19 protein-coding genes are annotated in these 22,050 nt (G+C 66.6%); 11 read left to right on the forward strand and 8 right to left on the reverse strand.

Going from position 1 to position 22,050, the window contains the following annotated elements; genetic code table 11:
- Positions 1-11 precede the first annotated feature (11 nt).
- From ASD71_RS23900 to ASD71_RS23935, 8 genes are all read left to right on the forward strand, one after another.
- Complete coding sequence (locus tag ASD71_RS23900; protein WP_056570423.1) at positions 12-980, forward strand: ABC transporter permease; 969 nt, start codon at positions 12-14, stop codon at positions 978-980.
- Positions 977-1,879 carry an ABC transporter permease gene (locus ASD71_RS23905; RefSeq protein ID WP_056570426.1) on the forward strand — a complete coding sequence of 301 codons (903 nt, stop codon included), beginning with the start codon at positions 977-979 and terminating at the stop codon, positions 1,877-1,879. Before ASD71_RS23900 ends, ASD71_RS23905 begins: the two co-directional genes overlap by 4 nt.
- Positions 1,876-2,877 carry an ABC transporter ATP-binding protein gene (locus ASD71_RS23910; RefSeq protein WP_082579032.1) on the forward strand — a complete coding sequence of 334 codons (1,002 nt, stop codon included), beginning with the start codon at positions 1,876-1,878 and terminating at the stop codon, positions 2,875-2,877. The genes ASD71_RS23905 and ASD71_RS23910 overlap by 4 nt, the downstream gene beginning before the upstream one ends.
- The gene (locus tag ASD71_RS23915) at positions 2,874-3,896 is read left to right on the forward strand and encodes an ABC transporter ATP-binding protein (RefSeq protein ID WP_056570427.1); all 1,023 of its coding nucleotides are present in this window, start codon (positions 2,874-2,876) and stop codon (positions 3,894-3,896) included. The genes ASD71_RS23910 and ASD71_RS23915 overlap by 4 nt, the downstream gene beginning before the upstream one ends.
- 39 nt (positions 3,897-3,935) lie before the next feature.
- Positions 3,936-5,591, forward strand: a complete 1,656-nt coding sequence (locus ASD71_RS23920) for an amidohydrolase (RefSeq protein ID WP_056570429.1) — start codon at positions 3,936-3,938, stop codon at positions 5,589-5,591.
- Between the two features lies 1 nt (position 5,592).
- Positions 5,593-6,654 (forward strand): GTP-binding protein, encoded by a 1,062-nt coding sequence (locus tag ASD71_RS23925; protein WP_056570431.1) that lies wholly within the window; start codon positions 5,593-5,595, stop codon positions 6,652-6,654.
- Between the two features lie 113 nt (positions 6,655-6,767).
- Complete coding sequence (locus tag ASD71_RS23930) at positions 6,768-7,160, forward strand: nuclear transport factor 2 family protein (protein ID WP_056570433.1); 393 nt, start codon at positions 6,768-6,770, stop codon at positions 7,158-7,160.
- Between the two features lie 20 nt (positions 7,161-7,180).
- Entirely contained in the window at positions 7,181-8,584 is a 1,404-nt protein-coding gene (locus ASD71_RS23935; protein ID WP_235512305.1) for an FAD-binding oxidoreductase, read from the forward strand.
- A gap of 203 nt (positions 8,585-8,787) precedes the next feature.
- Here the strand turns inward: ASD71_RS23935 and ASD71_RS23940 are convergent, their stop codons facing one another.
- The 7 genes from ASD71_RS23940 to ASD71_RS23970 all read right to left on the reverse strand — a co-directional run bounded on the left by ASD71_RS23940 (position 8,788) and on the right by ASD71_RS23970 (position 16,353).
- A complete protein-coding gene (locus tag ASD71_RS23940) occupies positions 8,788-10,332 on the reverse strand; it encodes a PLP-dependent aminotransferase family protein (protein WP_056570437.1) in 1,545 nt (514 codons plus the stop codon).
- Positions 10,333-10,442: 110 nt separating this feature from the next.
- The gene (locus ASD71_RS23945; protein ID WP_056570438.1) at positions 10,443-11,270 is read right to left on the reverse strand and encodes an ABC transporter permease subunit; all 828 of its coding nucleotides are present in this window, start codon (positions 11,268-11,270) and stop codon (positions 10,443-10,445) included.
- A complete protein-coding gene (locus ASD71_RS23950; RefSeq protein ID WP_056570440.1) occupies positions 11,263-12,096 on the reverse strand; it encodes a taurine ABC transporter ATP-binding protein in 834 nt (277 codons plus the stop codon). Before ASD71_RS23950 ends, ASD71_RS23945 begins: the two co-directional genes overlap by 8 nt.
- A gap of 97 nt (positions 12,097-12,193) precedes the next feature.
- A complete protein-coding gene (gene tauA / locus ASD71_RS23955; protein ID WP_056570442.1) occupies positions 12,194-13,222 on the reverse strand; it encodes a taurine ABC transporter substrate-binding protein in 1,029 nt (342 codons plus the stop codon).
- A 342-nt stretch (positions 13,223-13,564) separates the two neighbouring features.
- Positions 13,565-14,110 carry a GTP cyclohydrolase I FolE gene (gene folE / locus ASD71_RS23960; RefSeq protein WP_056316955.1) on the reverse strand — a complete coding sequence of 182 codons (546 nt, stop codon included), beginning with the start codon at positions 14,108-14,110 and terminating at the stop codon, positions 13,565-13,567.
- Positions 14,111-14,275: 165 nt separating this feature from the next.
- The gene (locus ASD71_RS23965) at positions 14,276-14,932 is read right to left on the reverse strand and encodes a response regulator transcription factor (RefSeq protein ID WP_056570444.1); all 657 of its coding nucleotides are present in this window, start codon (positions 14,930-14,932) and stop codon (positions 14,276-14,278) included.
- On the reverse strand, positions 14,929-16,353 hold the full coding sequence (locus tag ASD71_RS23970) for a cache domain-containing protein (RefSeq protein WP_056570446.1): 1,425 nt from the start codon (positions 16,351-16,353) through the stop codon (positions 14,929-14,931). Before ASD71_RS23970 ends, ASD71_RS23965 begins: the two co-directional genes overlap by 4 nt.
- A 314-nt stretch (positions 16,354-16,667) precedes the next feature.
- On the opposite strand from ASD71_RS23970, the gene ASD71_RS23975 reads away from it, so the two are divergent.
- The gene (locus ASD71_RS23975) at positions 16,668-18,755 is read left to right on the forward strand and encodes a carbon starvation CstA family protein (RefSeq protein WP_056570448.1); all 2,088 of its coding nucleotides are present in this window, start codon (positions 16,668-16,670) and stop codon (positions 18,753-18,755) included.
- A gap of 21 nt (positions 18,756-18,776) precedes the next feature.
- The gene (locus ASD71_RS23980) at positions 18,777-18,989 is read left to right on the forward strand and encodes a YbdD/YjiX family protein (RefSeq protein WP_105238611.1); all 213 of its coding nucleotides are present in this window, start codon (positions 18,777-18,779) and stop codon (positions 18,987-18,989) included.
- 1,085 nt (positions 18,990-20,074) lie between these two features.
- Here ASD71_RS23980 and ASD71_RS23985 read toward each other — a convergent pair.
- The gene (locus tag ASD71_RS23985) at positions 20,075-21,253 is read right to left on the reverse strand and encodes an MFS transporter (RefSeq protein WP_056570450.1); all 1,179 of its coding nucleotides are present in this window, start codon (positions 21,251-21,253) and stop codon (positions 20,075-20,077) included.
- 158 nt (positions 21,254-21,411) lie between these two features.
- Between ASD71_RS23985 and ASD71_RS23990 the strand changes: the two genes are divergently transcribed.
- Positions 21,412-21,963: a Dps family protein gene (locus ASD71_RS23990; protein ID WP_056570452.1), complete on the forward strand. Its 552-nt coding sequence runs from the start codon at positions 21,412-21,414 to the stop codon at positions 21,961-21,963.
- The last annotated feature ends 87 nt before the right edge of the window (positions 21,964-22,050 follow it).

Consider the following 22,050-nt stretch of genomic DNA (forward strand, 5'->3'; position numbering starts at 1 on the left):
CGGGAGCCGTCATGCTGCGATACCTCTCGCGCCGCCTGCTCTACGCCGCGATCCTGCTGCTGGCCGTGGTGACGCTGAACTTTCTGCTCATCCATATCTCGCCGGGCGACCCTGTGGAGACCATCGCGGGGTCGATGGGCGGCATCAGCGAAGACCTGCGGGCCCAGCTTCGCGTGCAGTACGGGCTGGACAAGCCCTTCCTCGCGCAGCTTGGCATCTATCTGGGGCAGGTCGTGCGCGGCGATCTGGGCTACTCGTACTTTTTCAACGTGCCGGTCGCCCAGTTGATCTGGGATCGCGTGCCCGCCACGCTGCTGCTGGTGGTGACGTCGGTGACCGTCGCGTTCCTGGTCGGCACGCTGCTGGGCACGCTGGCCGCCCGCAAGCCCAACGGGTTGCTGTCGCAAGGCATCACGCTGCTGTCCGTCGTGGGTTATTCGGCGCCGGTGTTCTGGACCGGCATCATCCTCATCATCCTGTTTGCCTCGGTGTGGCCGATCTTTCCGGTGTCGGACATGCGGTCGGCGGGCGGTCCGCAGGACGGCTGGGCGGGCGCGTTGGACGTGCTGCATCACCTGGTGCTGCCGGCCTTCACGCTGGCGTTCGTGTACCTGGCGCAATACAGCCGCCTGGCGCGGGCCAGCGTCATGGACGCGTTGCAGGCCGACTACATCCGCACCGCGCGCGCCAAGGGGCTGCCCGAGAACACCGTGCTGTACAAGCACGCGCTGCGCAACGGCGTGCTGCCGGTGGTGACCATGCTGGGTCTGCAATTCGGCAACGTGCTGGCCGGGGCAATTCTGGTGGAGACGGTCTTCAACTGGCCCGGGTTGGGGCGTCTGGCATTCGACTCCGTGCTTCGGCGCGATTATCCGACCCTGCTCGGGATCCTGCTCTTTGCCTCGCTGCTGGTCGTGGTGATGAACCAGCTTACCGATCTGGCGTATCGCCTGATCGATCCCCGGATCAAGACATCATGAGACCCGCACCCATCGCGCTGCCCGGCGCCGCCGGCGCCGACGCCCGGCCCAAGCCGCCACCCCGGCCAACTTACGAGGCGCTGCGCGTGTTCGCGCGCAACCCCAGCGCGCTGGCCGGCGTGCTGCTGCTGGCGACGATTCTGGCAATCACGATCTTCGGGCCGATGCTGATGCAGGCCGACCCGTTCGAGATTGCCGCGGCGCCCATGGAGCCGCCCGGCGGTGAGCTGCTGCTGGGGTCCGATTACCTGGGCCGCGACGTGCTGACCGGCATGATCTACGGCGGCCGCGCGACGTTGCTGGTGGGCGTGGTGGCGGCGGTGCTGTCCATGGCCATCGGCATCACGGTTGGCGCGCTGGCGGGCTACTACGGCGGCTGGGTCGACGAAACCCTGATGCGCATCACCGAGTTTTTTCAGGTGCTGCCCACTTTGCTCTTTGCGATGGTGCTGGTGACGCTGTTCAGCCCGTCGCTGGCCACCATCGCGGTCGCCATCGGCGTGGTGAGCTGGACGGGAACGGCGCGGCTGGCGCGCGGCGAGTTCCTGCGGCTCAAGCGGCGCGAGTATGTGCTTGCCGAGCGCGTGATCGGCGCCGGAGACGCGCGCATCATCTGGCGCGTCATCCTGCCGAACGCATTGGCGCCGCTGATCGTGTCGGCCACGCTGGCCATCGGCACGGCGATCCTGTTTGAGGCGGGGCTGTCGTTTCTGGGCCTGGGCGATCCCAATGTGATGAGCTGGGGCTTGATGATCGGCAGCAACCGCCCCTATATCCTGACCGCGTGGTGGGCGGTGACGCTGCCGGGCGCAGCCATCTTCCTGACCGTGCTGGCCGTCAGCCTGATTGGCGACGGGCTGAACGACGCCTTGAATCCGACATCGCGGGGCCGGGCATGAACGCCGCCGACATGGCCCCCGTGCTGGAAGTGGACGGCCTGAGCCTGGCGTTCCGCACGCGTGGCCGTGAGGCCGAGGTGCTGAGCGATGTGAGCTTCGACCTGCGTCCCGGCGAAACGCTGTGCCTGGTGGGGGAATCGGGCTGCGGCAAGAGCATGACGGCGCTGGCCATCATGCGGCTGATTCCGCCCTTGGCGCGCGTGGGCGCCGGTCACGTGCGCCTGCGCGGCGCGGACCTTGCCATGCACGACGACGAGGCGATGCGCCGGGTGCGCGGCAACAATATTTCGATGATCTTCCAGGAGCCGATGACGGCGCTCAACCCGGTCTACACGGTGGGCGACCAGATTGGCGAGCCGCTGCGGCTGCATCAGGGGCTGTCCAAGCGCGAGGCGCGCGAGCGCGCCATCGAGATGCTCAAGTCCGTGGGCATCCCGCTGCCGGAGCGCCGCGTGGACGATTATCCGCATCAACTGTCTGGCGGCATGCGGCAGCGGGTCATGATCGCGATTGCGCTCGCCTGCGACCCGGACGTGCTCATTGCCGATGAGCCCACGACCGCGCTGGACGTGACGGTGCAGGCGCAGATCTTCGACCTGTTGCGCGAGCAGCAGGCACGCCGGGGCACCGCCGTGCTGCTGATCACGCACGACATGGGCGCGGTGTCCGAGATGGCGGACCGCGTGGTGGTGATGTACGGCGGGCGGGTGGTGGAGCAGGGCAGTGTCGGTCAGATTCTGGCGCAGCCGCGCCATCCGTACACGCAGGGCCTGATCGCGTGCCTGCCCGAGCTGGACCGCGAACCCGACGACGAGCGGCCCGACCTGCCCGAGATTCCGGGCGTGGTGCCGTCCGTGTGGGAGCGTGGCGTCGGCTGTCCGTTCGTCGACCGCTGCAACCGCGCCATGGCGCGCTGCAGCCGCGAGTTTCCGCCCATGACCGTGCTGGCCGGCGGGCAGGGCGTTTCCTGTTGGCTTTATCCGGAGGCATCGCAATGAGCCAGGCGCAATCGTCATCCCTGTTGTCGGTGCGCGACCTGTCGGTGCATTTTCCGGTGGGCGGGCGCGGACGCGATGGCAAGCCGGTGGTGGTGCGGGCGGTGGACGGCGTGTCGTTCGAGCTTGAGCGCGGCCGCACGTTGGCGATCGTGGGCGAGTCGGGCTCGGGCAAGACCACCACGGCGCTGTCGGTGCTGCGGCTGGCGGACCCCACCGGCGGCAGCATCCATTTCGACGGCAGCGACCTGACCGCGATGCGCGGCGCAGCCCTGCGGCGGATGCGGCGGCGCCTGCAACTGGTGTTTCAGGATCCGTACTCGTCGCTCAATCCGCGTCAGCGCGCCGAGGAGATCGTGCGCACGCCGCTGGACCTGATGGGCATCGATCCGCCCGGCGGCCGCGAGGCGCGCGTGGCGCTGATGTTCGAACTGGTGGGGCTGCGGCCCGAACAACGCCAACTTTTTCCGCACCAGTTTTCCGGCGGACAGCGGCAGCGGCTGAATATTGCCCGGGCGCTGGCCAGCGCGCCGGACCTGATCGTCTGCGACGAACCCGTGTCGGCGCTGGACATCGCCATCCGGGCGCAGATTTTGAATCTGCTGCGGCGCATCCAGCGCGAGCAGGGGCAGTCGTTTCTTTTCATCTCGCACGACATGGCGGTCGTGGAGCATGTGTGCGACGACATCGCCGTGATGTATCTGGGAAAGATCATTGAGCGGGCCTCGCGGCGGGCGTTTTTTTCACGGCCGCTGCATCCGTACAGCGTGGCGCTGATGTCCGCCGTGCCGACAGTCAAGGGGGGCCGCGAAACGGCGGCGCGGCGCGTCAAGCTGACAGGCGATCCGCCCAGCCCGGTCAACCCGCCGCCCGGCTGTCGCTTCGCGGGGCGATGCCCGGCCGCGCAGGCGCTGTGTTCCACCCGTGAGCCCGAATTGCGCGAGGTAGCGCCGGCGCATCACGTGGCCTGCCATTTTGTCGAGACGCGCGATGGCGTGACGGTGTCGCCGTTGCAGGGCTGATCCGCGCGTACCGATTTCACCGACCGATAAGGAACCCCGATGACCCAGCCTTCCGGCTCCACGACGCTTTATGTCGCCCGATCGATCCTGACCATGAACCCCGCGCAGCCGCGCGCCACGCACGTTGCCGTGCGGGATGGCCGCATTCTGGGCGTGGGCAACCGGGAGGATCTGGCCGGCTGGGGGCCGGCGCAGGTTGACGATCGTTTTGCAGAATGCGTGCTGATGCCGGGCCTCGTGGAGGGACATTGCCATCTGCCCGAGGGCGGCATGTGGAAGTTCGTCTACGTCGGCTACTACGACCGGCGCGGACCGGACGGCAAACTCTGGTCCGGCCTGAAAAGCTTCGCGGAGGTTGCGGCCCGGTTGCGCGATGCCGAGGGCGCGCTGGCGCAGGGCGAGACGCTGATAGGGTGGGGCTTCGATCCCATCTTCTTTGGCGGCGATCGCATGAGCATTCATGACCTGGACGCCGTGTCGGCGCAGCGGCCCATCGTGGTCATGCACGCCAGCATGCACCTCATGAACGTCAACTCGCCCATGCTGGCGCGCGCGGGCATCGACCGCGACACCGACATCGAGGGCGTGACCCGCTTGGCGGACGGCAGACCGAGCGGCGAGCTCTGCGAATTCGCGGCCATGTTCCCGGTCATGCGGCTGATCGGCAGCCCGTTCCGCACGGTCGGGCTGACTGAGGAAGGGCTGCGGATGTTCGGCAAGGTGGCGCAGTGGGCGGGCGTGACCACCGCCACGGATCTGGTCAACGAGTTGAATGATGAAGGCCTGGCGACCCTGGCGCGCGTGACGGGCGAGGAGGAATACCCGGTGCGCATCGTGCCCGCCGCGTCGGCGCTGACGTACGCGGGCAACGCGGCTGGCTGCCTGGAAAAGCTGACGGCCGCGCGGCGGCTGAATCACGCCAAGCTGCATCTGGGCATGGTGAAGCTGGTGGTCGATGGGTCGATCCAGGGCTTTACGGCGCGCGTGCGCTGGCCGGGCTACTTCAACGGCGCACCCAACGGCATCTGGGTCATCGCGCCGTCCGAACTGGACGCGATGGTGCAAACCTATCACGACGCCGGCGCGCAGCTTCACATCCATACCAACGGCGACGAGGCCACGCAGCTTGCGATTGAAGCCGTGGACCGCGCATTGCAGCGCACGCCGCGGCGCGACCATCGCCACACGCTGCAGCATTGCCAGATGGCCGACTCCGCCCAGTTCCGCCGGATGGCGAGCCTGGGCATGTGCGTGAACCTCTTTGCCAACCACATCTACTATTGGGGCGATGCGCACTATGCGCTGACGATGGGGCCGGACCGCGCCAACCGCATGGACGCGTGCGCGTCGGCGGCGCGCGCGGGGGTGCCGTACGCCATCCATTCCGACGCGCCCATCACGCCGCTCGGTCCGCTCTTTACGGCCTGGTGCGCCGTGAACCGGCAGACGGCCTCGGGCCGCGTGCTGGGCGAGTCCGAGCGCATCGGCGTCGACGCCGCGCTGCACGCCATCACGCTGGGCGCCGCGTACACGCTGCACATGGACCATCTGGTGGGCTCTATCGAGGTCGGCAAGTACGCGGACTTCTGCGTGCTGGCGGACGATCCGTCCGAAGCCGCGCCGGAATCCTTGAAGGACCTGAAGGTGCTGGGCACGGTCATCGGCGGGCGTCCGCTGCCGCTGCGGGAGGCGTGACGTGGCGCGCATACCGCTGACGGTGGTGGGCGGCTTTCTGGGCGCGGGCAAGACCACCTTGCTGAACCACGTGCTGACCGCCAGCCCGCGCCGCGCGGCGGTATTGGTCAACGACTTCGGGCCTGTCGACATCGACGCGGGTCTTATCGCGGAGCGCGCCGACAACGTGATCCGGCTGGCGAACGGTTGCGTGTGCTGCTCGATGGCGGGTGGAATGGATGACGCGCTGGCGCGTGTGCTGGCGCTGGATCCGTTGCCGGAATGGATTGTCATCGAGGCGAGCGGCGTGTCCGATCCTGGCCGAATCGCGCAGGTCGGGATGGCCGATCCGCTGTTGCAGCTGGAAGGTGTGGTGGTACTGGCCGATGCCGGCGCCATCCGCGAGGTGGCGGCCGATCCACTGTTGGCGGATACCGTGCAGCGGCAGCTGCGCGCCGCGGATTTGCTGGTGTTGAACAAAATCGACCTGGTGGTGCCGGATGCGCTGGCGGCAGTGCAGGATTGGCTGCACGAGGCAAGCGGCGGGGCGCCCGTGGTGCGCGTGTGTGAGGGGCGGGTGGATTTGCAGGTGTTGATCGGCGGCGATGAGGGGACGGCGAGTGGGCATGAGGCGGAGGATGGGTGCGGTCATGACTGCGGTCCAGCCTGCGGTCATGGCGATTATCCCGGTGGCGCTCACGTCGGCCGGCACATACCGCACCACGTCGACCCGTCCGATCCCGCCCATCCTTTTCAAAGCTGGCTATGGCGGGCGCCCGCGGTGTTGGACGCGGACATGCTGGCCGAGCGCCTGAAGCAGTTGCCCCGAGACGTGCTGCGCGCCAAAGGTTGGGTCCGCACCGGCCGGCACGGCTGGGTGCTGGTGCAATTCGCGGGCCGGCGCGTGCGCTTTGACACGCAGGCGCGCGCGCCTGCTGATCAATGCGAGCCATCGCTGGTCGTGATCGGCATGCGTGGCGTCACCCGCATGCCGGCGATCGCGGCACATCTGGACCTGGCGGCGCTGCTCGATGTCGACGTCGCAGTCGCGCACGAAGCAGCCTGCGCCGTGCCGCTGCGCTAGTTCTGGTGCAAGCGATTCCCCGCGTCTGGTCCTACCCGCGCGCATGCCGCGCACGTACCTTGAAGGTTCAGCGTGGACGCATCTCGCGCCGCGCCAGAGAAGGAGGGTAGGCAATGCAACAGACCGTCACCGTGGAAATGCTGGCCGAGTTTGCGGCCGCCTGGAACCGGCACGATATCGACGCCCTGATGTCATTCATGAGCGAAGACTGCGTGTTCGAGACCGTCGGCGGCCCCGAGCAGTACGGCAGCCGCCATGCAGGCCCGGAAGCGGTGCGCGCGGCCTTCGCCGCGGCCTGGAAGAACTTCCCGGACGCGCAATGGGAAAACGGCCGGCACTGGGTGGCCGGCGATCGCGGCGTCTCCGAGTCCACGTTTCGCGGCACGGCCGCGGACGGCTCGCGGGTGGAGGCCGACATGGTCGACGTGTTCACCTTCAAGGGCGGCAAGATCCAGGTGAAGAACGCCTTCCGCAAGCAGCGCCCGGCCTTGCCGGCACGGGGCTAGCCAACATCATGGACACGCAAATGTCGGTCGGAATCTCCCGTCCGGCGCCCGCGTCCGGCGCCGCCATCAACGCCTACAACCCGGCCTACGATCCGCTGGTCTCGCCGCCCGGCCAGGGCCAGGACTACGCGCCCACCTACTGGGTGGCGACGGCCGGTACGCCGCCCGAAGACGATGGACCGATCAGCGGCGACGTCGATGCCGACGTGGTGATTGTCGGCTCCGGCTTCACGGGCCTGTCGGCGGCATTGGCGCTGGCGCGCGATTTCGGCGTGAAGGCCGTGGTGCTGGAGGCCAATCGCGCCGTGTGGGGCTGCACCAGTCGCAATGGCGGCCAGGGCCAGAATGCGTCGGGACGCCTGTACCGCTCGCAGTGGATCGAACGCTGGGGACTGGACACGGCCAAGCGCCTGGATGCCGAGATCCGCGAAGGCTTCGAGTATTGGAAGAGCCTGGTCGCGCAGGTGGATTGCGACGCGCAGCCCGGCGGGCATCTGTACACGGCGCATCGCCAGAAAAAGATGGCCTTCCTGCAGAACGAAGCGCGCGTGATGCGCGACGTCTTTGGCTACGACACGAAGATGCTTAGCCGCGCCGAATTGCGCGAACGCTACGTGGACGATCGCGAGGCCGTGGGCGCCATGCACGAGCCAGATGGTGTCGGCGTGCACCCGCTCAAGCTTGCTTACGGCTATCTGCGACAGGCGCGTGCGCTGGGCGTGCGCATCCATCCGTCCAGCCCCGTGCTGGGCTGGCGCGTCGAGAACGGCGTGTACCGGCTGCAAACCCCCGGCGGCACCGTGCGCGCCCGGCGCGTGGCCTTCGCCACCGGCGGCTACACCGCGCAGGGCGTCAACCGGCTGCTGGACAACCGCATCATGCCGGTGCTGTCCAATTCGATGGTCACGCGGGTGCTGTCGGCAGAGGAACGCGAGGCGGCGGGTTTGAAAAGCACGGTGTTCATCACCGACACGCGCACGCTGCGCTTTTACTACCGCCTGCTGCCCGACGGCCGCATGCAGATAGGCAGCCGCAGCGCGCTACGCGGCGCAGACGCCGAAAACCCGCGCCACCTTGCACTGCTGCGCGAAGGCTTGGCACGCAAGTTCCCCGCGCTGCGCGGCGTGGATGTGGCGTATTCGTGGTGGGGCTGGGTAGACGTCAGCCACGACATGATGCCGCGCGTGACGCAACCGGATCCGGCGCAACAGGTGTACTACGCCTTCGGCTACGGCGGCAACGGCGTGGCCTTCTCGGCCCACGCGGGCAGGCGGCTGGCGCAACGGATGATGGGCAAGGACGGGATTGCGTGGAACCTGCCGATTTACGACACGCCTTTACCGGGGCATCTCTTCGCACCATTCCGCCGCATTGGGCAGGGGTTGTTGTACCGCTGGTACTACTTACGGGACGAGTTGCTGTAGCGGTGCGGGGACGTCAGTCCCTCCGATGATGCAGGTGTCTGACACCCTCTGAGAGGGCATCGCATGATGAAGACGCTCTCACCAGGGTGTCAGACACCGTCAAAATGAAGGGCAATGATGCAGGTGTCTGACACCCTCTGAGACGGCATCGCAGGATGAGGACGTTCTCACCAGGGTGTCAGACACCGTCAAAATGAAGCGTGTCAGACACCGTCAAGCACGAGATCCTGCGCCACGCGCCGCTGGGCGTCGACCACCTTCGCCAGCCGCGCGATGCCGGGTTCGATATGTTCCGGCCGGATCGACGTAAACCCCACGCGCAGGAAGTTCCGCGGCGCGTTGGCGCCGTCCATGAAGAACACGTCCCCCGGTTCGACCACGACGCCTTCAGCCAGCGCGGCCTCCGACAGCGCCGCCGCATTGAGCCACGGCGGCCCCTGCAGCCAGCACGATGACGAACCGGTGATCGGAATGGCCGTGAAATCCGGCAGGTGCCGGGCCAGCGCCTGCGCCAATTCGGCGCCGCGCTTCTGATAGGCCTGCGACTGGCGACGTAGCAGCGAATGATGGTGGCCCAGCGAGATGAAGAGCGAGAACGCGCGCTGGATGTATGCGGACGGGTGACGCAGCATCAGGCGGCGCAGCGCGCGCAGTTCGGCGGCCAGCCCGCGCGGCGCGACGATGTAGCCGATGCGCAGGCCCGGCGCGAAGGACTTGGCCAGGCTGCCCACATAGATTACGCGCCCGTCCCGGTCCAGGCTTTTCAGCGCGGGGATCGCGCCTTCGCCCCAGCGGCTTTCGCTTTCGAAGTCGTCTTCGATGATGAGGCTGTCGGACTGCCGCGCCAAGGCGAGGAGAGCGGCGCGGCGCTCCATGGACAGCGTGACGGTGGTGGGGCATTGATGGCCCGGCGTCACAAAAAGGTAGTCGCATCCCAGCAGTTGCGTGCCCGTGCGCAGGCCCTGTTCGTCCACGGGCAGCGGCAGCAGATGGCGCGTGTGGCTGGCGAAGATGTTGCGGGCGTCCGGATAGCCGGGGTCTTCCATGCCGACCACGGTGTCCTCGTTCACCAGCAGGTCGGCCAGCAGATAGAGCGCGTGCTGCGCGCCGACCGTGATGACGATTTCCTCGGCGTCCGCCCACACGCCGCGGCGCGGCAGCACCTGGGTGCGGATCTGTTCGATAAGCGCCGGGTCGTCATGCGTGATGAGGTCCGGCGCCCAGCTGCGGATGTCCAGCACCGACAGCGCCTTGATGCAGCATTCGCGCCATTCGGCGGTGGGAAAGAGGTCCTGGTCGAACTGGCCGTAGACGAAGGGATAGGGCTGCTTCTGCCAGTCGCGCGGCTTGGTGATGTTGCGTTGCCGCGAGGGTCGAAAGCGCAGGCGTTCGTCCCAGCGCACACCACCGGTTTCAGGCCCATCCGCCGGCGTGGCGTCGGCAGCCGGACCCGAGTGGCCTTCCATGACGGTGTCGCTGACGAAGTGTCCGCTGCGTTCGCGCGACACCAGATACCCTTCGCACACGAGCTGCTGGTACGCAAACACCACAGTGTTGCGCGCGATGCGCAACTGGTCGGCCAGGTAGCGGCTGGACGGCACCGGCATGCCGGGCGGCAGGTGGCCGCTCAGGATGGCCGACACCAGCATCTGGCGCACGCGCCCCTGCAGGCTGAGGTTGGGCGCGCTGGCCTTTTCGAACAGGCGTTCCCACAACACAGGCTTGAGCATCGAGGCCTGGCTGGACATGGCTGGCTCCTTTTGACTGCGGACACGCCCGGCGCTGCACTGCCGCGCCCGGGGCGTCCGAGTCTCAGAATAAGGGAGCCGGATGGGGGAAGGAATGGGGGATTGCCCTGTCAGATTCGTCCCTTCCACGGGATGGCGAAGCGTTCCAGGTAACGCACCAGCAGGTCGAAGGCGAACGCAAAAAGTCCGATCACGATGATGCCCATGATGACCGTGTCGCTGGCCAGGAACTGCGCGGCGTTCAGCACCATGAAGCCCAGGCCCCGGTCGGCTGCCACCATTTCAGCGGCAACCAGCGTCGTCCAGCCGACCCCGATGCCGATGCGCATGCCGGTAAAGATCTCGGGCATCGCCGCCTTCAGGATCACGTGCCAGACGATCTGGCGGCTGGTGCCGCCCATGGCGTAGGCGGCGTGGATCTGCTCGATGGACACCGAGCGCACGCCCGCGCGCGCGGCGATCGCCATGGGCGCGAAGATGGCCAGGTAGATCAGCAGAATCTTCGGGAACTCGCCGATGCCGAACCAGATGATGATGAGCGGCAGGTAAGCCAGCGGCGGCAGTGGACGGTAGAACTCGATCGGCGGATCGAAGACGCCGCGCGCGTAGCGGTTCACGCCCATCAGGATGCCGACCGGAGTCGCCGTGACGCACGCCAGGAAGAACGCGCCGAACACGCGGCCCAGGCTGGCGAGCGCGTGCTCGGTCAGCGTGGAGTTGGCCACCCCTTCGGTCATGGCAAAGACGAACTTGTCGTAAACGGCGATGGGCGACGGCAGGAACAGCGGCCGCACCCAGCCGGCGCTGGTCACCAGGAACCACAGCGCGATCAGCGCCAGGCTGGTCAGCAGGCTGATGTGGCCGCTGTAGCCGGCGCCCGGCGCCCCGTACACCTTGCCCGGCGCCGCCGGCGTGTGGCCGATGCGGCGCTTAGGCATGGAGGGCGTGCGGGGCGGCGGCGCGCTCGTCCCCGTAGATGATGCCGAGGACTTGTTCGCGCATGGCGATGAAGTCGGGACTGGATTTGATGCCACGGCCATCGCGGGTCTCCAGGTAGCGCCGGTTGAACGCCGGCTCAAACGTATGCGTGATCCGGCCCGGGCGCGGCGACATGACGATCAGCCTCGATCCCAGGAAGAGCGCTTCTTCCACGCTGTGGGTGATGAAGAAAAACATCTTGTTGGTCTGCCGCCAGATGTCCAGCAGCAGCTCCTGGATGGTTTCCCGGGTCAGCGCGTCCAGCGCGGCCATGGGCTCGTCCATCAGCAGCATGGCGGGGTCGCAGGTCAGCGCGCGCGCAATGCCCACGCGCTGCTGCATGCCGCCGGACAACTGGTAGATCATGTGCCGGTGGAAGTCCTGCAGCCCCACCAGTTCCAGATTGCGGCGGGCGCGCGCGCGGCGGGTCTCTTTGTCCACGCCTTGCAGCTTCAAGCCGAATTCGGTGTTCTCCAGCACGTTCAGCCAGGGCAGCAGGGCGTGCTTCTGGAACACGACGCCGCGGTCGGCGCCCGGCCCGACGATGGGGTTTCCGCCCAGCGTGATCTCGCCTTCGGTCGGCGACAGAAAGCCGGCCAGCAGGCTGAGCAACGTGGTCTTGCCGCAGCCCGACGCGCCCAGCGCGACGACGAATTCGCCGGGTTGGATGGTCAGGTTGACGTCGTGCAGCGCGATGACGGGGCCGCTGTCGTGCAGGCCGGGATAGGTGACGCTGACGCCTTCCGCGCACAGGCGCTGCGCGGCGGGTGTGGACTGCATGGTCATGCTGTTCCCCCTGATCGTGGCGGCGAGACCTGCGGCTGCGGGCCCCGCCATGACGCTGCGGCCGGCGCCGGGGTGGCGCCGGGCCGGGCCGGACGGATTACTTGAGGGCCGCCTTCGCGTACTGGTCCGTGACGAACGGGCTGTAGTCGTCCAGCGCCTTGTCGATCTGCTTCTGGTCCTTCAGGAACTTGGCGCTGGCCGCGAAGGCGCGGGCGGCGCCCGAGTCCTTGCCGCCGCCCAGCCACGTCTTGGAGGCCTGTTCTTCCGCGGTCGGGAAGACCAGCAGGCCCAGCGCCTCGACGATGTCGTCCGGCTTGCCGCCGATGAGTTTCACGATGCCCTTGACCTGCGGCGAATCCGCCGTCCACTTGGCGCTGTTGGCGCGATAGTCCGCGTAGGATTTGGCCAGCACGCCGGTGAAGGCGGCCATGAACTTCGGATTTTTCTGCGCCCAGGCCTTGTCGACCACGATGCCGTCGAAGGTCGGCACGCTGGCCGCGCCAATCTGTTCGGAGTCGGCAATGATCTTGCCGGTCTTGGCGATCTCGGTCAGCGCCGGCGGCCACACGTAGGCGGCGTCGATATCGCCGCGCTGCCAGGCGGCCACGATCTGCGGCGGTTGCATGTTCAGGATGCGCACGTCGCGGGGCGGCACCTTCCAGACCTGCTCAAGCCCGACCAGCAAATGAAAGTGCGACGTCGACACGAACGGCGTGGCGACGCGCTTGCCCTTCAGGTCGGCGGTGCTGTTGATGCCGGAGCCGTTGCGCGCCACCAATGCTTCGGATTTGCCGATGTTGTCCAGGATCCAGAAGAGCTGCATGTCCACGCCGCGCGTGGCGGCCGAGGTGATCCCGGTCGAACCCAGTACGCCGACAGGCACGTTGCCCGAGGCCAGCGCGGTGGAGATGTCGCCGCCGGAGGTGAACTGGCGCCAGTCCACCTGGTAGCCGGCGTCCTTGAGGGCCTTGTCGAAACTGCCGTCCGCGATGGCGGACAGGAACGGCCCGACGATGAGCTGGTAGCCCACCACGAGCTTGGTCTGCGCGTAGGCGGGCGCAGCCAGTAGCGCGGCGGCCAGGCCGGCAAGGGTGCAGCGGCGAATCAGGCGGTATATCGCGTTCATGGAGATCTCCGGGAGAGAACGGCCGCGCCCCGGCGCGACCGGCTTGCTGGTTCCAGTTTGCCCGGATGGGACCAGAACGCTAGGGCCAGATGTCCGGATCAGTAGGAGCCAAAAGCAACCGGGCCCGCCGGCTGCGCCGGCAATGCCCGAACGGGCATCGTCGTCGCAGCGGGCGGGCCCGCGATATGCGCCAAAAGGATGAGGGACGTGGCAGTGACTGCATGCCGGGTGTCTGACACCCTGCAGAGAGCGCCGTCAGATCACGGCCTTCGGCAAGGTGTCTGACACCCGCCAGAGATATCCGTCAGATTACGGCCGCGCCGGTAGGGTGTCAGACACCGTTCAGCGAATAAGGCTAAGAAATTCGGCGCGGGTTGACGGGTTTTCGTGGAACTCGCCCAGCATCACCGACGTGACCATGGAGGAATTCTGCTTCTCGACGCCGCGCATCATCATGCACATGTGCTGCGCCTCGATGACGACCGCGACGCCAGCGGCGCCGGTGACGCTTTGCACGGCTTCAGCCACCTGGCGGCTGAGGTTTTCCTGGATCTGCAGGCGGCGCGCGTACATTTCGACGATGCGGGCCACCTTGGACAGGCCCAGTACCTTGCCGGCAGGCAGATAGGCGACGTGCGCCTTGCCGATGAAGGGCAGCATGTGGTGCTCGCACAGCGAGTAAAGCTCGATGTTCTTGACCAGGACGATCTCGCGCGTGTCCGACGTGAACAGCGCGCCGTTGACGATTTCTTCCAGATTCTGGTCGTAACCGCGGCACAGGTGGCGCATGGCCTTGGCGGCGCGGGCGGGCGTGTCGGCCAGCCCTTCGCGGGACGGATCTTCCCCTAGTGCTTCGAGAATGGCGGTGTAGTGCTTTTCCAATGACATGGGGACTCCTGGCGGCGCGCCCTCTGGCGCGCGATGATGCGAAGGGTGATGCGTGGGGTAACGCCAGGCTTGGTGCTTGGCGTAATGCGTAGGTGTCGCAAGTCTACCTCAGCGGGGCGGACGGACCGCGGGCTTACCCGCGGCGTGTGGGGGTATTTCCCGCGTTCAAACCCCCCGGTTTTCGACCGCGTACTTGATGAGTTCGGCCTGTCCATCGATGCCCAGCTTGCGCTTGATGTTCAAGCGGTGCGTCTCGACGGTGCGCACCGACAATCCCAGCGTCTGCGCGATCTGCTTGTTGGCATGGCCGTCCGCGATATGGCGCAGCACGTCGCGTTCGCGGTGCGTCAGCAGCGTGGCCAGGGCGCTGGCCTGCGACAGCCGCACGGCCGCTGCGGCGCTGAAGTAGCTGCGGCCGGCCATGACGGCGTCGATGGCGGTGATGATTTCCTGCGCGGGCTCGTCCTTCAGCAGATAGCCGCGAGCGCCGGCCTTGACCGCCTGCACCATGTATTCGGGGTTGTCGTGCATGGACAGCACCAATACTGCGATCTGCGGATAGCGCTCGTGCAGCAGCGCGGTCAGCTCCAGGCCGCCGACACCGGGCATGTTCAGGTCCATCAGCACCAGATGAGGCAGGGTGCTGCCCTGCGGGTCCTCGGCCATGCAGGCAGCCAGGAAAGCCTGGGCGGCAGCGGCGTTGCCCGCTTCGCCCACCACGCGCAACTGCGGCACGGTTTCCAGGCGCAGGCGCAGGCCATCGCGCACCAGGGGGTGGTCGTCGATCAGCAGGAGGCGGACGGCGTCGGGTTTGTCGGTCATGCTTGAGAATGCGTCGGAAGGGGGCCGCCGGCGGGCGGCAGCGGAAGCCAGGCCTGCAAGGTCGTGCCTTGCGCGGTGGAATGAAACGTCAGGGTGCCGGACAGCGCGCTCATGCGTTCGCGCATGTTGCGCAGGCCGATGCCGCGATGCGGGTCCTGCTGGACCTCGGCGTCGTCAAAGCCGCAGCCGTCGTCGCTGATGGTCAGACGCAGGTCGCGCGCCGAATACGCCAGCGTCAGGTCGGCGCGCGTGGCGCCGGCGTGGCGCATGACGTTGGTCAGCGCCTCTTGCGTGACGCGGAACAGCGCCGTCGCATAGGCGTCGGGCAGCTTCACCGGCTGCCCGACCGTGCGCAGGTCCACGGCCAGCGGCGGCGCGCCGTTCTCGGGGCGGATGGCAAACTCCCGGCCCAGATGCTCCAGCGCGGCGGGCAGGCCCAGGTCATCCAGCAGGGTGGGGCGCAGATTGTGCGAGATGCGCCGGACCTCGCCGACCGCCATGTTCAGGCGGTCCAGCGCGCCGCCCAGCGGCGTGTCGATGTGCGCAAGCGCGCGGGAATCGTCCGTGTGCGACTGGCGCAGCCGCTCGCGGGCGGCCTCCAGCGACAGTTTTACCGATACCAGCACCTGGCTGATGCCGTCGTGCAGCTCGCGCGACAGGCGGGCGCGCTCGTCTTCCTGCGAGCGCACGATCTGGCGGGCCATCAGGCGCAACTTGGCGTCGGATTGGCGATGGTCGCTGATATTGAGGGCCAGACCACAGGCCGCCACGCCCAGGATGGACACGGCGGCAATGCCAGCCACCCACGCGAACATGTCGCGAATGTTGGCCTGCGCCGCGGCGTCGATGCGCACCAGCGCCTGCTGCACGTCGTCCAGGTAGATGCCGGTGCCCAGCATCCAGCCCCAGCGTTCCAGCACCACCACGTAGCCGAGCTTTTCCACGGTCTGGTTGCTGGACGGCTTTTCCCAGAGATAGTGCACCACCTCGCCCTGCTGCCCGCCACGTCGCGCCGCCGTGAGCAGGTTCTGAATGACGGGCTGGCCCTTGGTGTCGCGCAGGTTCCAGAGGTCTTGCCCGACCAGTTCGGGCTGGCGCGGATGCATCAGATTCTTGCCATTCAGGTCATAAACGAAGAAGTAGCCGTCGTGGCCGAACTCCATTTGCGCCAGCAGGTCCAGGGCGCGCTGACGCGTGGCCTCGTCGTCGCCCGCGGCCTGCAGCGGCGCGATGGCGCTGTAGGCAAGGTTCACGTAGTGGCGCAGCTCGCCTTCCTTGCTTGCCAGCCAGGCGGTTTCGACCACCTGTTTTTCGCGCTGCGCCAACTGCAGTCCCTGCACGTAGACGGCGACCGTGATGGCGGCGACGGCCACCAGCAACGGGACCGCCGCAAGCAGCAAGATTTTGAGACGCAGCTTCATAAGGATTTGTATCAGGTCGGAGCGAATTTGCTGCGACGCATCAACCGGAAGGGAATCGAGGCGGGAACGCGGAAACTTCGGGGATTTTACGATTTCCACGGAAATTTGCTGCGGCGCATGACGTAGTAACACGTAGCTCGGTTGCGTAGTTCCGCGCTTGTTGGCGCGATGGCCGCAGCGCAATACTGGCGCCCGCGTCGACCTGACGCAGCGTGGACGCGTGCGTCCGCCACCCCACAACAATGAGTCTGCCTTCCGCGGGACGAAAAAAGCGTTTCACGCCAAGAGCATGGCGGGAGGCAAGAGGAGCACTTATGCACACCAGCAGTAAGGGACTGGGTCAGCACCTGGTCTGGCTGGCGGTTGCGGTACTGGGCGCGTTTGCGCTGGGCACCGTGGCGCTGGCCAGAGGGGAGACCATCAACGCGCTTTGGGTGGTGATTGCCGCCGTCTGCGTCTATCTCATCGCCTACCGTTACTACAGCCGCTTCATCGCACGAAAGGTCTTCCAGCTTGACCCGACGCGCATGACGCCGGCCTGGAAGTACAACGACGGCCTGGACTACGTGCCGACCAACAAGCACGTGCTGTTCGGCCACCACTTTGCCGCCATCGCCGGCGCGGGTCCCCTGGTCGGCCCGGTGCTGGCCGCGCAAATGGGCTACCTGCCTGGCATGCTGTGGATCCTGGCCGGCGTCGTGTTCGCCGGCGCCGTGCAGGATTTCACGATCCTCTTCATCTCCACCCGCCGCGACGGCCGCTCGCTGGGCGACCTGGTCAAGTCGGAACTGGGCAAGATCCCGGGCGTGATCGCGCTGTTCGGCGCGTTCATGATCATGGTCATCATCCTGGCCGTGCTGGCGCTGATCGTCGTGAAGGCGCTGACGCATTCGCCGTGGGGCACCTTCACGGTGGCCGCGACCATTCCCATTGCGCTCTTCATGGGCGTGTACCTGCGCTACATCCGTCCGGGCAAGATCGGCGAGGTGTCCATCATCGGCTTCGTGGGTCTGATGGCAGCCATCACGTTCGGTCAGGACGTGGCCGCGCATCCGGTCATCGGCCCGATGTTCGACTTCGACGGCAAGGGCCTGACCTGGATCCTGATCGTCTACGGCTTCATCGCCTCGGTGCTGCCCGTGTGGCTGCTGCTGGCGCCGCGCGACTACCTGTCGACCTTCCTGAAGATCGGCACGATCGTCGGTCTGGCGATCGGCATCGTGGTCGTGGCCCCCGAACTGAAGATGCCCGCGCTGACGCAATTCGTCGACGGCACCGGTCCGGTGTGGTCGGGCAACCTGTTCCCGTTCCTCTTCATCACCATCGCCTGCGGCGCGGTGTCGGGCTTCCACGCCTTGATCTCCTCGGGCACGACGCCCAAGCTGATCGAGAACGAAACCCAGGCCCGCTACATCGGTTACGGCGGCATGCTGATGGAATCCTTCGTAGCCATCATGGCGCTGGTGGCGGCATGCGTCATCGAACCGGGCATCTACTACGCGATGAACAGCCCGGCGGCCGTGATCGGCACGACGCCGGAGCAGGTCGCGCAGGTGGTGTCGAGCTGGGGCTTCATGATCACGCCGGCCGATCTGGTGCAGACGGCCAAGGACGTGGGCGAAAGCACGATCATCTCGCGCGCCGGCGGCGCTCCGACGCTGGCCGTGGGCATGGCCCACATCCTGCATCAGGCGCTGGGCGGTCCGGGCATGATGGCGTTCTGGTATCACTTCGCGATTCTGTTCGAAGCGCTCTTCATCCTGACGGCCGTGGACGCCGGCACCCGCGCGGGCCGCTTCATGCTGCAGGATCTGCTGGGCACGTTCGCCCCGTCGCTCAAGCGCACGGATTCGCTGCCGGCCAACCTGATCGCCACGGGCCTGTGCGTGGCGGCGTGGGGCTACTTCCTGTATCAGGGCGTGGTGGATCCGCTGGGCGGCATCAACACGCTGTGGCCGCTGTTCGGCATCGCCAACCAGATGCTGGCCGCGATTGCGCTGACGCTCGGCACGGTGGTCCTGTTCAAGATGAAGCGCGACCGCTATGCGTGGGTGACGGTGCTGCCGACGCTCTGGCTGCTGGCTTGCACGCTGACCGCCGGTCTGCAGAAGCTGTTCCATTCGGACCCGCGCGTGAGCTTCCTGGCCCACGCCGACAAGTACAACGCGGCGATTGCCGAGGGCAAGGTGCTGGCGCCGGCGAAGTCGCTGGGCGAGATGTCGCGGGTGGTGATGAACGACTACATCAACGCCGGGCTGTGCGCGATCTTCATCTTCGTGGTGGTGAGCATCGTGGTGTTCGGCTTGAAGTCGGTGCAGCGCGCCCGCAACGAAAACAAGCCGACGTCCCGCGAAACGCCGTACGAGTCGCTGCCCGCAGCCGCCGCGGCTGGCGCGGACTGACCTTTATCCAGGAGAAGCCGCATGCTGTTCAGCAATATGACTTCAGCGGCCGGCGCCGCCGGCCGCTACCTGGGGCAGACGCTCCGGCTGATGGTTGGCGTGCCGGATTATGAGACCTATGTCGAGCATATGCGGCGCACGCACCCTGAGCAGGAGCCAATGAGCTATGAGGATTTCTTCCGGGAGCGTCAGGAGGCGCGATACGGGGGGAAGAAGCGGATTGGGTGCTGCTGAAGTGGTAATTGGAAGGCCTTGCGGATGCAGGGCCTTTTTTTTTGTGGGTGATGTTAGGCAGTTCGTAGGGGGCGATTTTCGTGCGCGTTATGTTCTTCGTAGGTTGCATTAGTTCTTCGTAGGTCGCCCGACGCCGCGGTCACCGTGGGTGCGATCGCCCACGATTGCGGTCCGGAGCCTTCGCTCCGGACTGCCCCGTTGTCATCTTCGTCCAGGCCTTCGGCCTTCCCTTCAGATTCCCTCGGGCGCRTCTTTGGTTTGCGCGCTGCAAGACCTGTGGACGGGGCAGGGGATCTGCGGGGCCGCCGAATTGCTGCCGCCCGGGCGGCGGCAATCGGCATCGGTTCCGTGGGACGTCGAGCGTTGTGCGCTTGCGCGCTGACGGAGGGGTGATTGCTAATGGGCGCTCCAATACGGGGGTGGGGCGGTGATGGGCGGCGCGCAGCGACTTCCAGCGTCAGCTTGCCGACCAGTACGCGCGCCGCCCATCGGGCACTGGATTTCACTTGACGATGACTGGCGGGCGGCGGTTGCTGCTGATGGTGTCAGACACCCGAATCAGTCTTACGAATGTGGCGGTGGATGCGGCTGCCGGTGTCTGACACCCTTGGGAGATGGGCTTGGCATGACGGCCATCTCACCAGGGTGTCAGACACCTGACCCAGATCCAGCCACACGCGAAGCGTCATCGCCACGACGCAAGACGCTGCGTAAGCCCCCAAAGGCCGCCCGCGCGGCCGGCCGGGGGCGGGCACCGCAAGACGCTTTTCTTCCACCCCGCCGTGTGCAAGAACCTAAAGAACCCATCTCGCCCCAGCGCCCGTAAAGATTAGGCAATCAGAGCCCGGTGTGGCGTGGGCCTGGGGTGGGCGGGGCGTTTAGATGCGCCCGACGGAAACTGAAGGGAGCCGAAGGCGGACGAAGTTGAGGACGGGGCAGTCCGGAGCGAAGGCTCCGGACCGCAATCGGAGCCCCGCCCGCCCCAGGCCCACGCCGCGCCGGGCGTCTAAAGAACGCCAACCATGCCCAGCAACGCCGACGATACCCAGCAACCGCCAACCATGCTTAGCAACCGCCAACCACAATCACACCGTCCCCCGCCGCCGAATCTTCTCCGCATACCCCACCATCGGCACCGCTCCAGCCGCACAAATCGCCATCACTAGAAAGCCACCCGGCGCATAGCTCCTATACATCGCGCCGCCAATCTGAATGCTGGCGAACATGAACACGCCGCCCGACAGCAACGCGTACAACGCAATCGCGGACGTTTTGCAGGCTGCCGGGACATGGCGGGTGATGTACCACATGATCGCGGCGTTGTTGCCGGCCAGGGTGAAGCATTGCAGCAATTGCAGGCCAGCGATAAACGCAGGATCCGTGGTGGCAGACAATCCCGTCCAACGGATCGCAGTCATGACGGCCGAGGCAAGAATCAGCCACTGCGCGCCCGTGCGCGCCAAAATGCGAGGCGCCAGAAAAAAGAACAGAACCTCGCTCGTCACGCCCACCACCCACAGCAGCGAAATCATCGCCGTCGACAATCCGTTCGCGGTCCAGTGCAGCGTCGAATAGGAATACAGAAAGCCATTACTCGCCTGCACCAGCGAAGCCGCGGCGATGCACAACAGCAGCGGGCGGTCCCGCAGGACGTCGCGCATGGGCAGGCGCGTGCGGTCGACCGGAGTGTCGTTGGCCGCAGGCCGTGCCGCCCGAGGCAACAGGCGCACGCACGCCAGGCACGCGACGATCAGCAGGATCGACAGCCACATCACCCAGTCCGTGTCGAACGTCTTGATCAGATAGCCGCCCGCCACGGTCACCGTGGCAAATCCCAGCGACCCGCACGCGCGCATCACCGTGTAGGAGTTGCCTTGTCCACGCCCGCTTGCAATGGCCATGCGGTCCATCAGCGGCAGCACGGCGGGAAACACCGCGTTCAGCAGCAACGTGATCGCCAGCAGCCAAGCTGAAGTCTGGCTGAACGGATAGCACACGAAAAGCGCCAGCGATGCGGCCAGCGCCGAGGCGATCAGCGCATGGGCGCGGCCCGTCTGGTCCGCCACGTGGGCCACGATCGGCGTCGACACGATCTTTGGCAGGAATGAGGTGGCGACGATCAGCCCGATCAGCGCCGGGTCCAGTCCCCGGCTGGCGAACCACAAGGGCAAGAACGGGATGCTTACGCCCTGCAAGCCGTAGTACAGGAAATAGAACCCGTGCAACGCGATGGCGCCTTGCCTGGCGTCGGGATTGCCGCGCATGGTGGTGAAGGAAACTGGGAGATGCGAAGCGGCGTAGCATACTCCTTCGTCGCGCCGGGCATTGGCAAAGCGCAGCCGGAGATTTACGCTGAGCCTCGCGGCCGGTTGCAAGCGCGCCGCGATCGTGTTTTCCGATTCATATCCAGGAGCTGCGATTCATGGCCAAGAAACTGAATGAGAAGACCACCAAGGCGCTGAAGGACCGCCGCAAGGCGCCGCTGGCGACGCCCACCGACCTCGCCGCTGACGCCACCCGCGACATCTCCGCGGCGCTGAACCAGATACTGGCCGACGTATTTGCGCTGTATCTGAAGACCAAGAATTTTCATTGGCACGTCAGCGGTCCCCACTTTCGGGACTATCACCTGCTGCTGGACGAGCAGGGCGATCAGCTGTTCGCCATGACGGATCCCATCGCCGAACGCATCCGCAAGATTGGCGGCACCACGCTGCGGTCCATCGGGCATATCTCGCGGTCGCAGCGCATTGCCGACAACGACGCCGACTACGTGCAGCCGCTGGACATGCTGGCCGAACTGCGCGAAGACAACAAGGTGCTGGCCGCGTCGCTGCGTGAAGCCCACAACGTCACCGACGAGCATCGCGACATCGCCAGTTCCAGCCTCATTGAAAACTGGATCGACGAGACCGAGCGGCGCACGTGGTTCCTGTTCGAAGCCAGCCGTCAGGGCGACTCGACGGGGCATTGAGCCTGGCCGCCGAAGCGGCGGATCAGTCATACCGTTATCGTCGTATCAGAGCCGCCCGCCAACCCGCCCGCCCGACCGCGCGGGCGG

Source organism: Achromobacter sp. Root565, assembly GCF_001427425.1.
Classification (GTDB): Bacteria; Pseudomonadota; Gammaproteobacteria; order Burkholderiales; family Burkholderiaceae_B; genus Achromobacter; species Achromobacter spanius_D.

Coding starts and splice junctions, on each gene's coding strand:
- ASD71_RS23920 (WP_056570429.1), top strand. CDS start 3,936: ATGACCCAGCCTTCCGGCTCCACGACGCTTTATGTCGCCCGATCGATC.
- ASD71_RS23935 (WP_235512305.1), top strand. CDS start 7,181: ATGTCGGTCGGAATCTCCCGTCCGGCGCCCGCGTCCGGCGCCGCCATC.
- ASD71_RS23985 (WP_056570450.1), bottom strand. CDS start 21,253: ATGCGCGGCAATCCCGACGCCAGGCAAGGCGCCATCGCGTTGCACGGG.
- ASD71_RS23900 (WP_056570423.1), top strand. CDS start 12: ATGCTGCGATACCTCTCGCGCCGCCTGCTCTACGCCGCGATCCTGCTG.
- ASD71_RS23940 (WP_056570437.1), bottom strand. CDS start 10,332: ATGTCCAGCCAGGCCTCGATGCTCAAGCCTGTGTTGTGGGAACGCCTG.
- ASD71_RS23915 (WP_056570427.1), top strand. CDS start 2,874: ATGAGCCAGGCGCAATCGTCATCCCTGTTGTCGGTGCGCGACCTGTCG.
- folE (WP_056316955.1), bottom strand. CDS start 14,110: ATGTCATTGGAAAAGCACTACACCGCCATTCTCGAAGCACTAGGGGAA.
- ASD71_RS23990 (WP_056570452.1), top strand. CDS start 21,412: ATGGCCAAGAAACTGAATGAGAAGACCACCAAGGCGCTGAAGGACCGC.
- ASD71_RS23980 (WP_105238611.1), top strand. CDS start 18,777: ATGCTGTTCAGCAATATGACTTCAGCGGCCGGCGCCGCCGGCCGCTAC.
- tauA (WP_056570442.1), bottom strand. CDS start 13,222: ATGAACGCGATATACCGCCTGATTCGCCGCTGCACCCTTGCCGGCCTG.
- ASD71_RS23905 (WP_056570426.1), top strand. CDS start 977: ATGAGACCCGCACCCATCGCGCTGCCCGGCGCCGCCGGCGCCGACGCC.
- ASD71_RS23910 (WP_082579032.1), top strand. CDS start 1,876: ATGAACGCCGCCGACATGGCCCCCGTGCTGGAAGTGGACGGCCTGAGC.
- ASD71_RS23965 (WP_056570444.1), bottom strand. CDS start 14,932: ATGACCGACAAACCCGACGCCGTCCGCCTCCTGCTGATCGACGACCAC.
- ASD71_RS23930 (WP_056570433.1), top strand. CDS start 6,768: ATGCAACAGACCGTCACCGTGGAAATGCTGGCCGAGTTTGCGGCCGCC.
- ASD71_RS23945 (WP_056570438.1), bottom strand. CDS start 11,270: ATGCCTAAGCGCCGCATCGGCCACACGCCGGCGGCGCCGGGCAAGGTG.
- ASD71_RS23975 (WP_056570448.1), top strand. CDS start 16,668: ATGCACACCAGCAGTAAGGGACTGGGTCAGCACCTGGTCTGGCTGGCG.
- ASD71_RS23970 (WP_056570446.1), bottom strand. CDS start 16,353: ATGAAGCTGCGTCTCAAAATCTTGCTGCTTGCGGCGGTCCCGTTGCTG.
- ASD71_RS23950 (WP_056570440.1), bottom strand. CDS start 12,096: ATGACCATGCAGTCCACACCCGCCGCGCAGCGCCTGTGCGCGGAAGGC.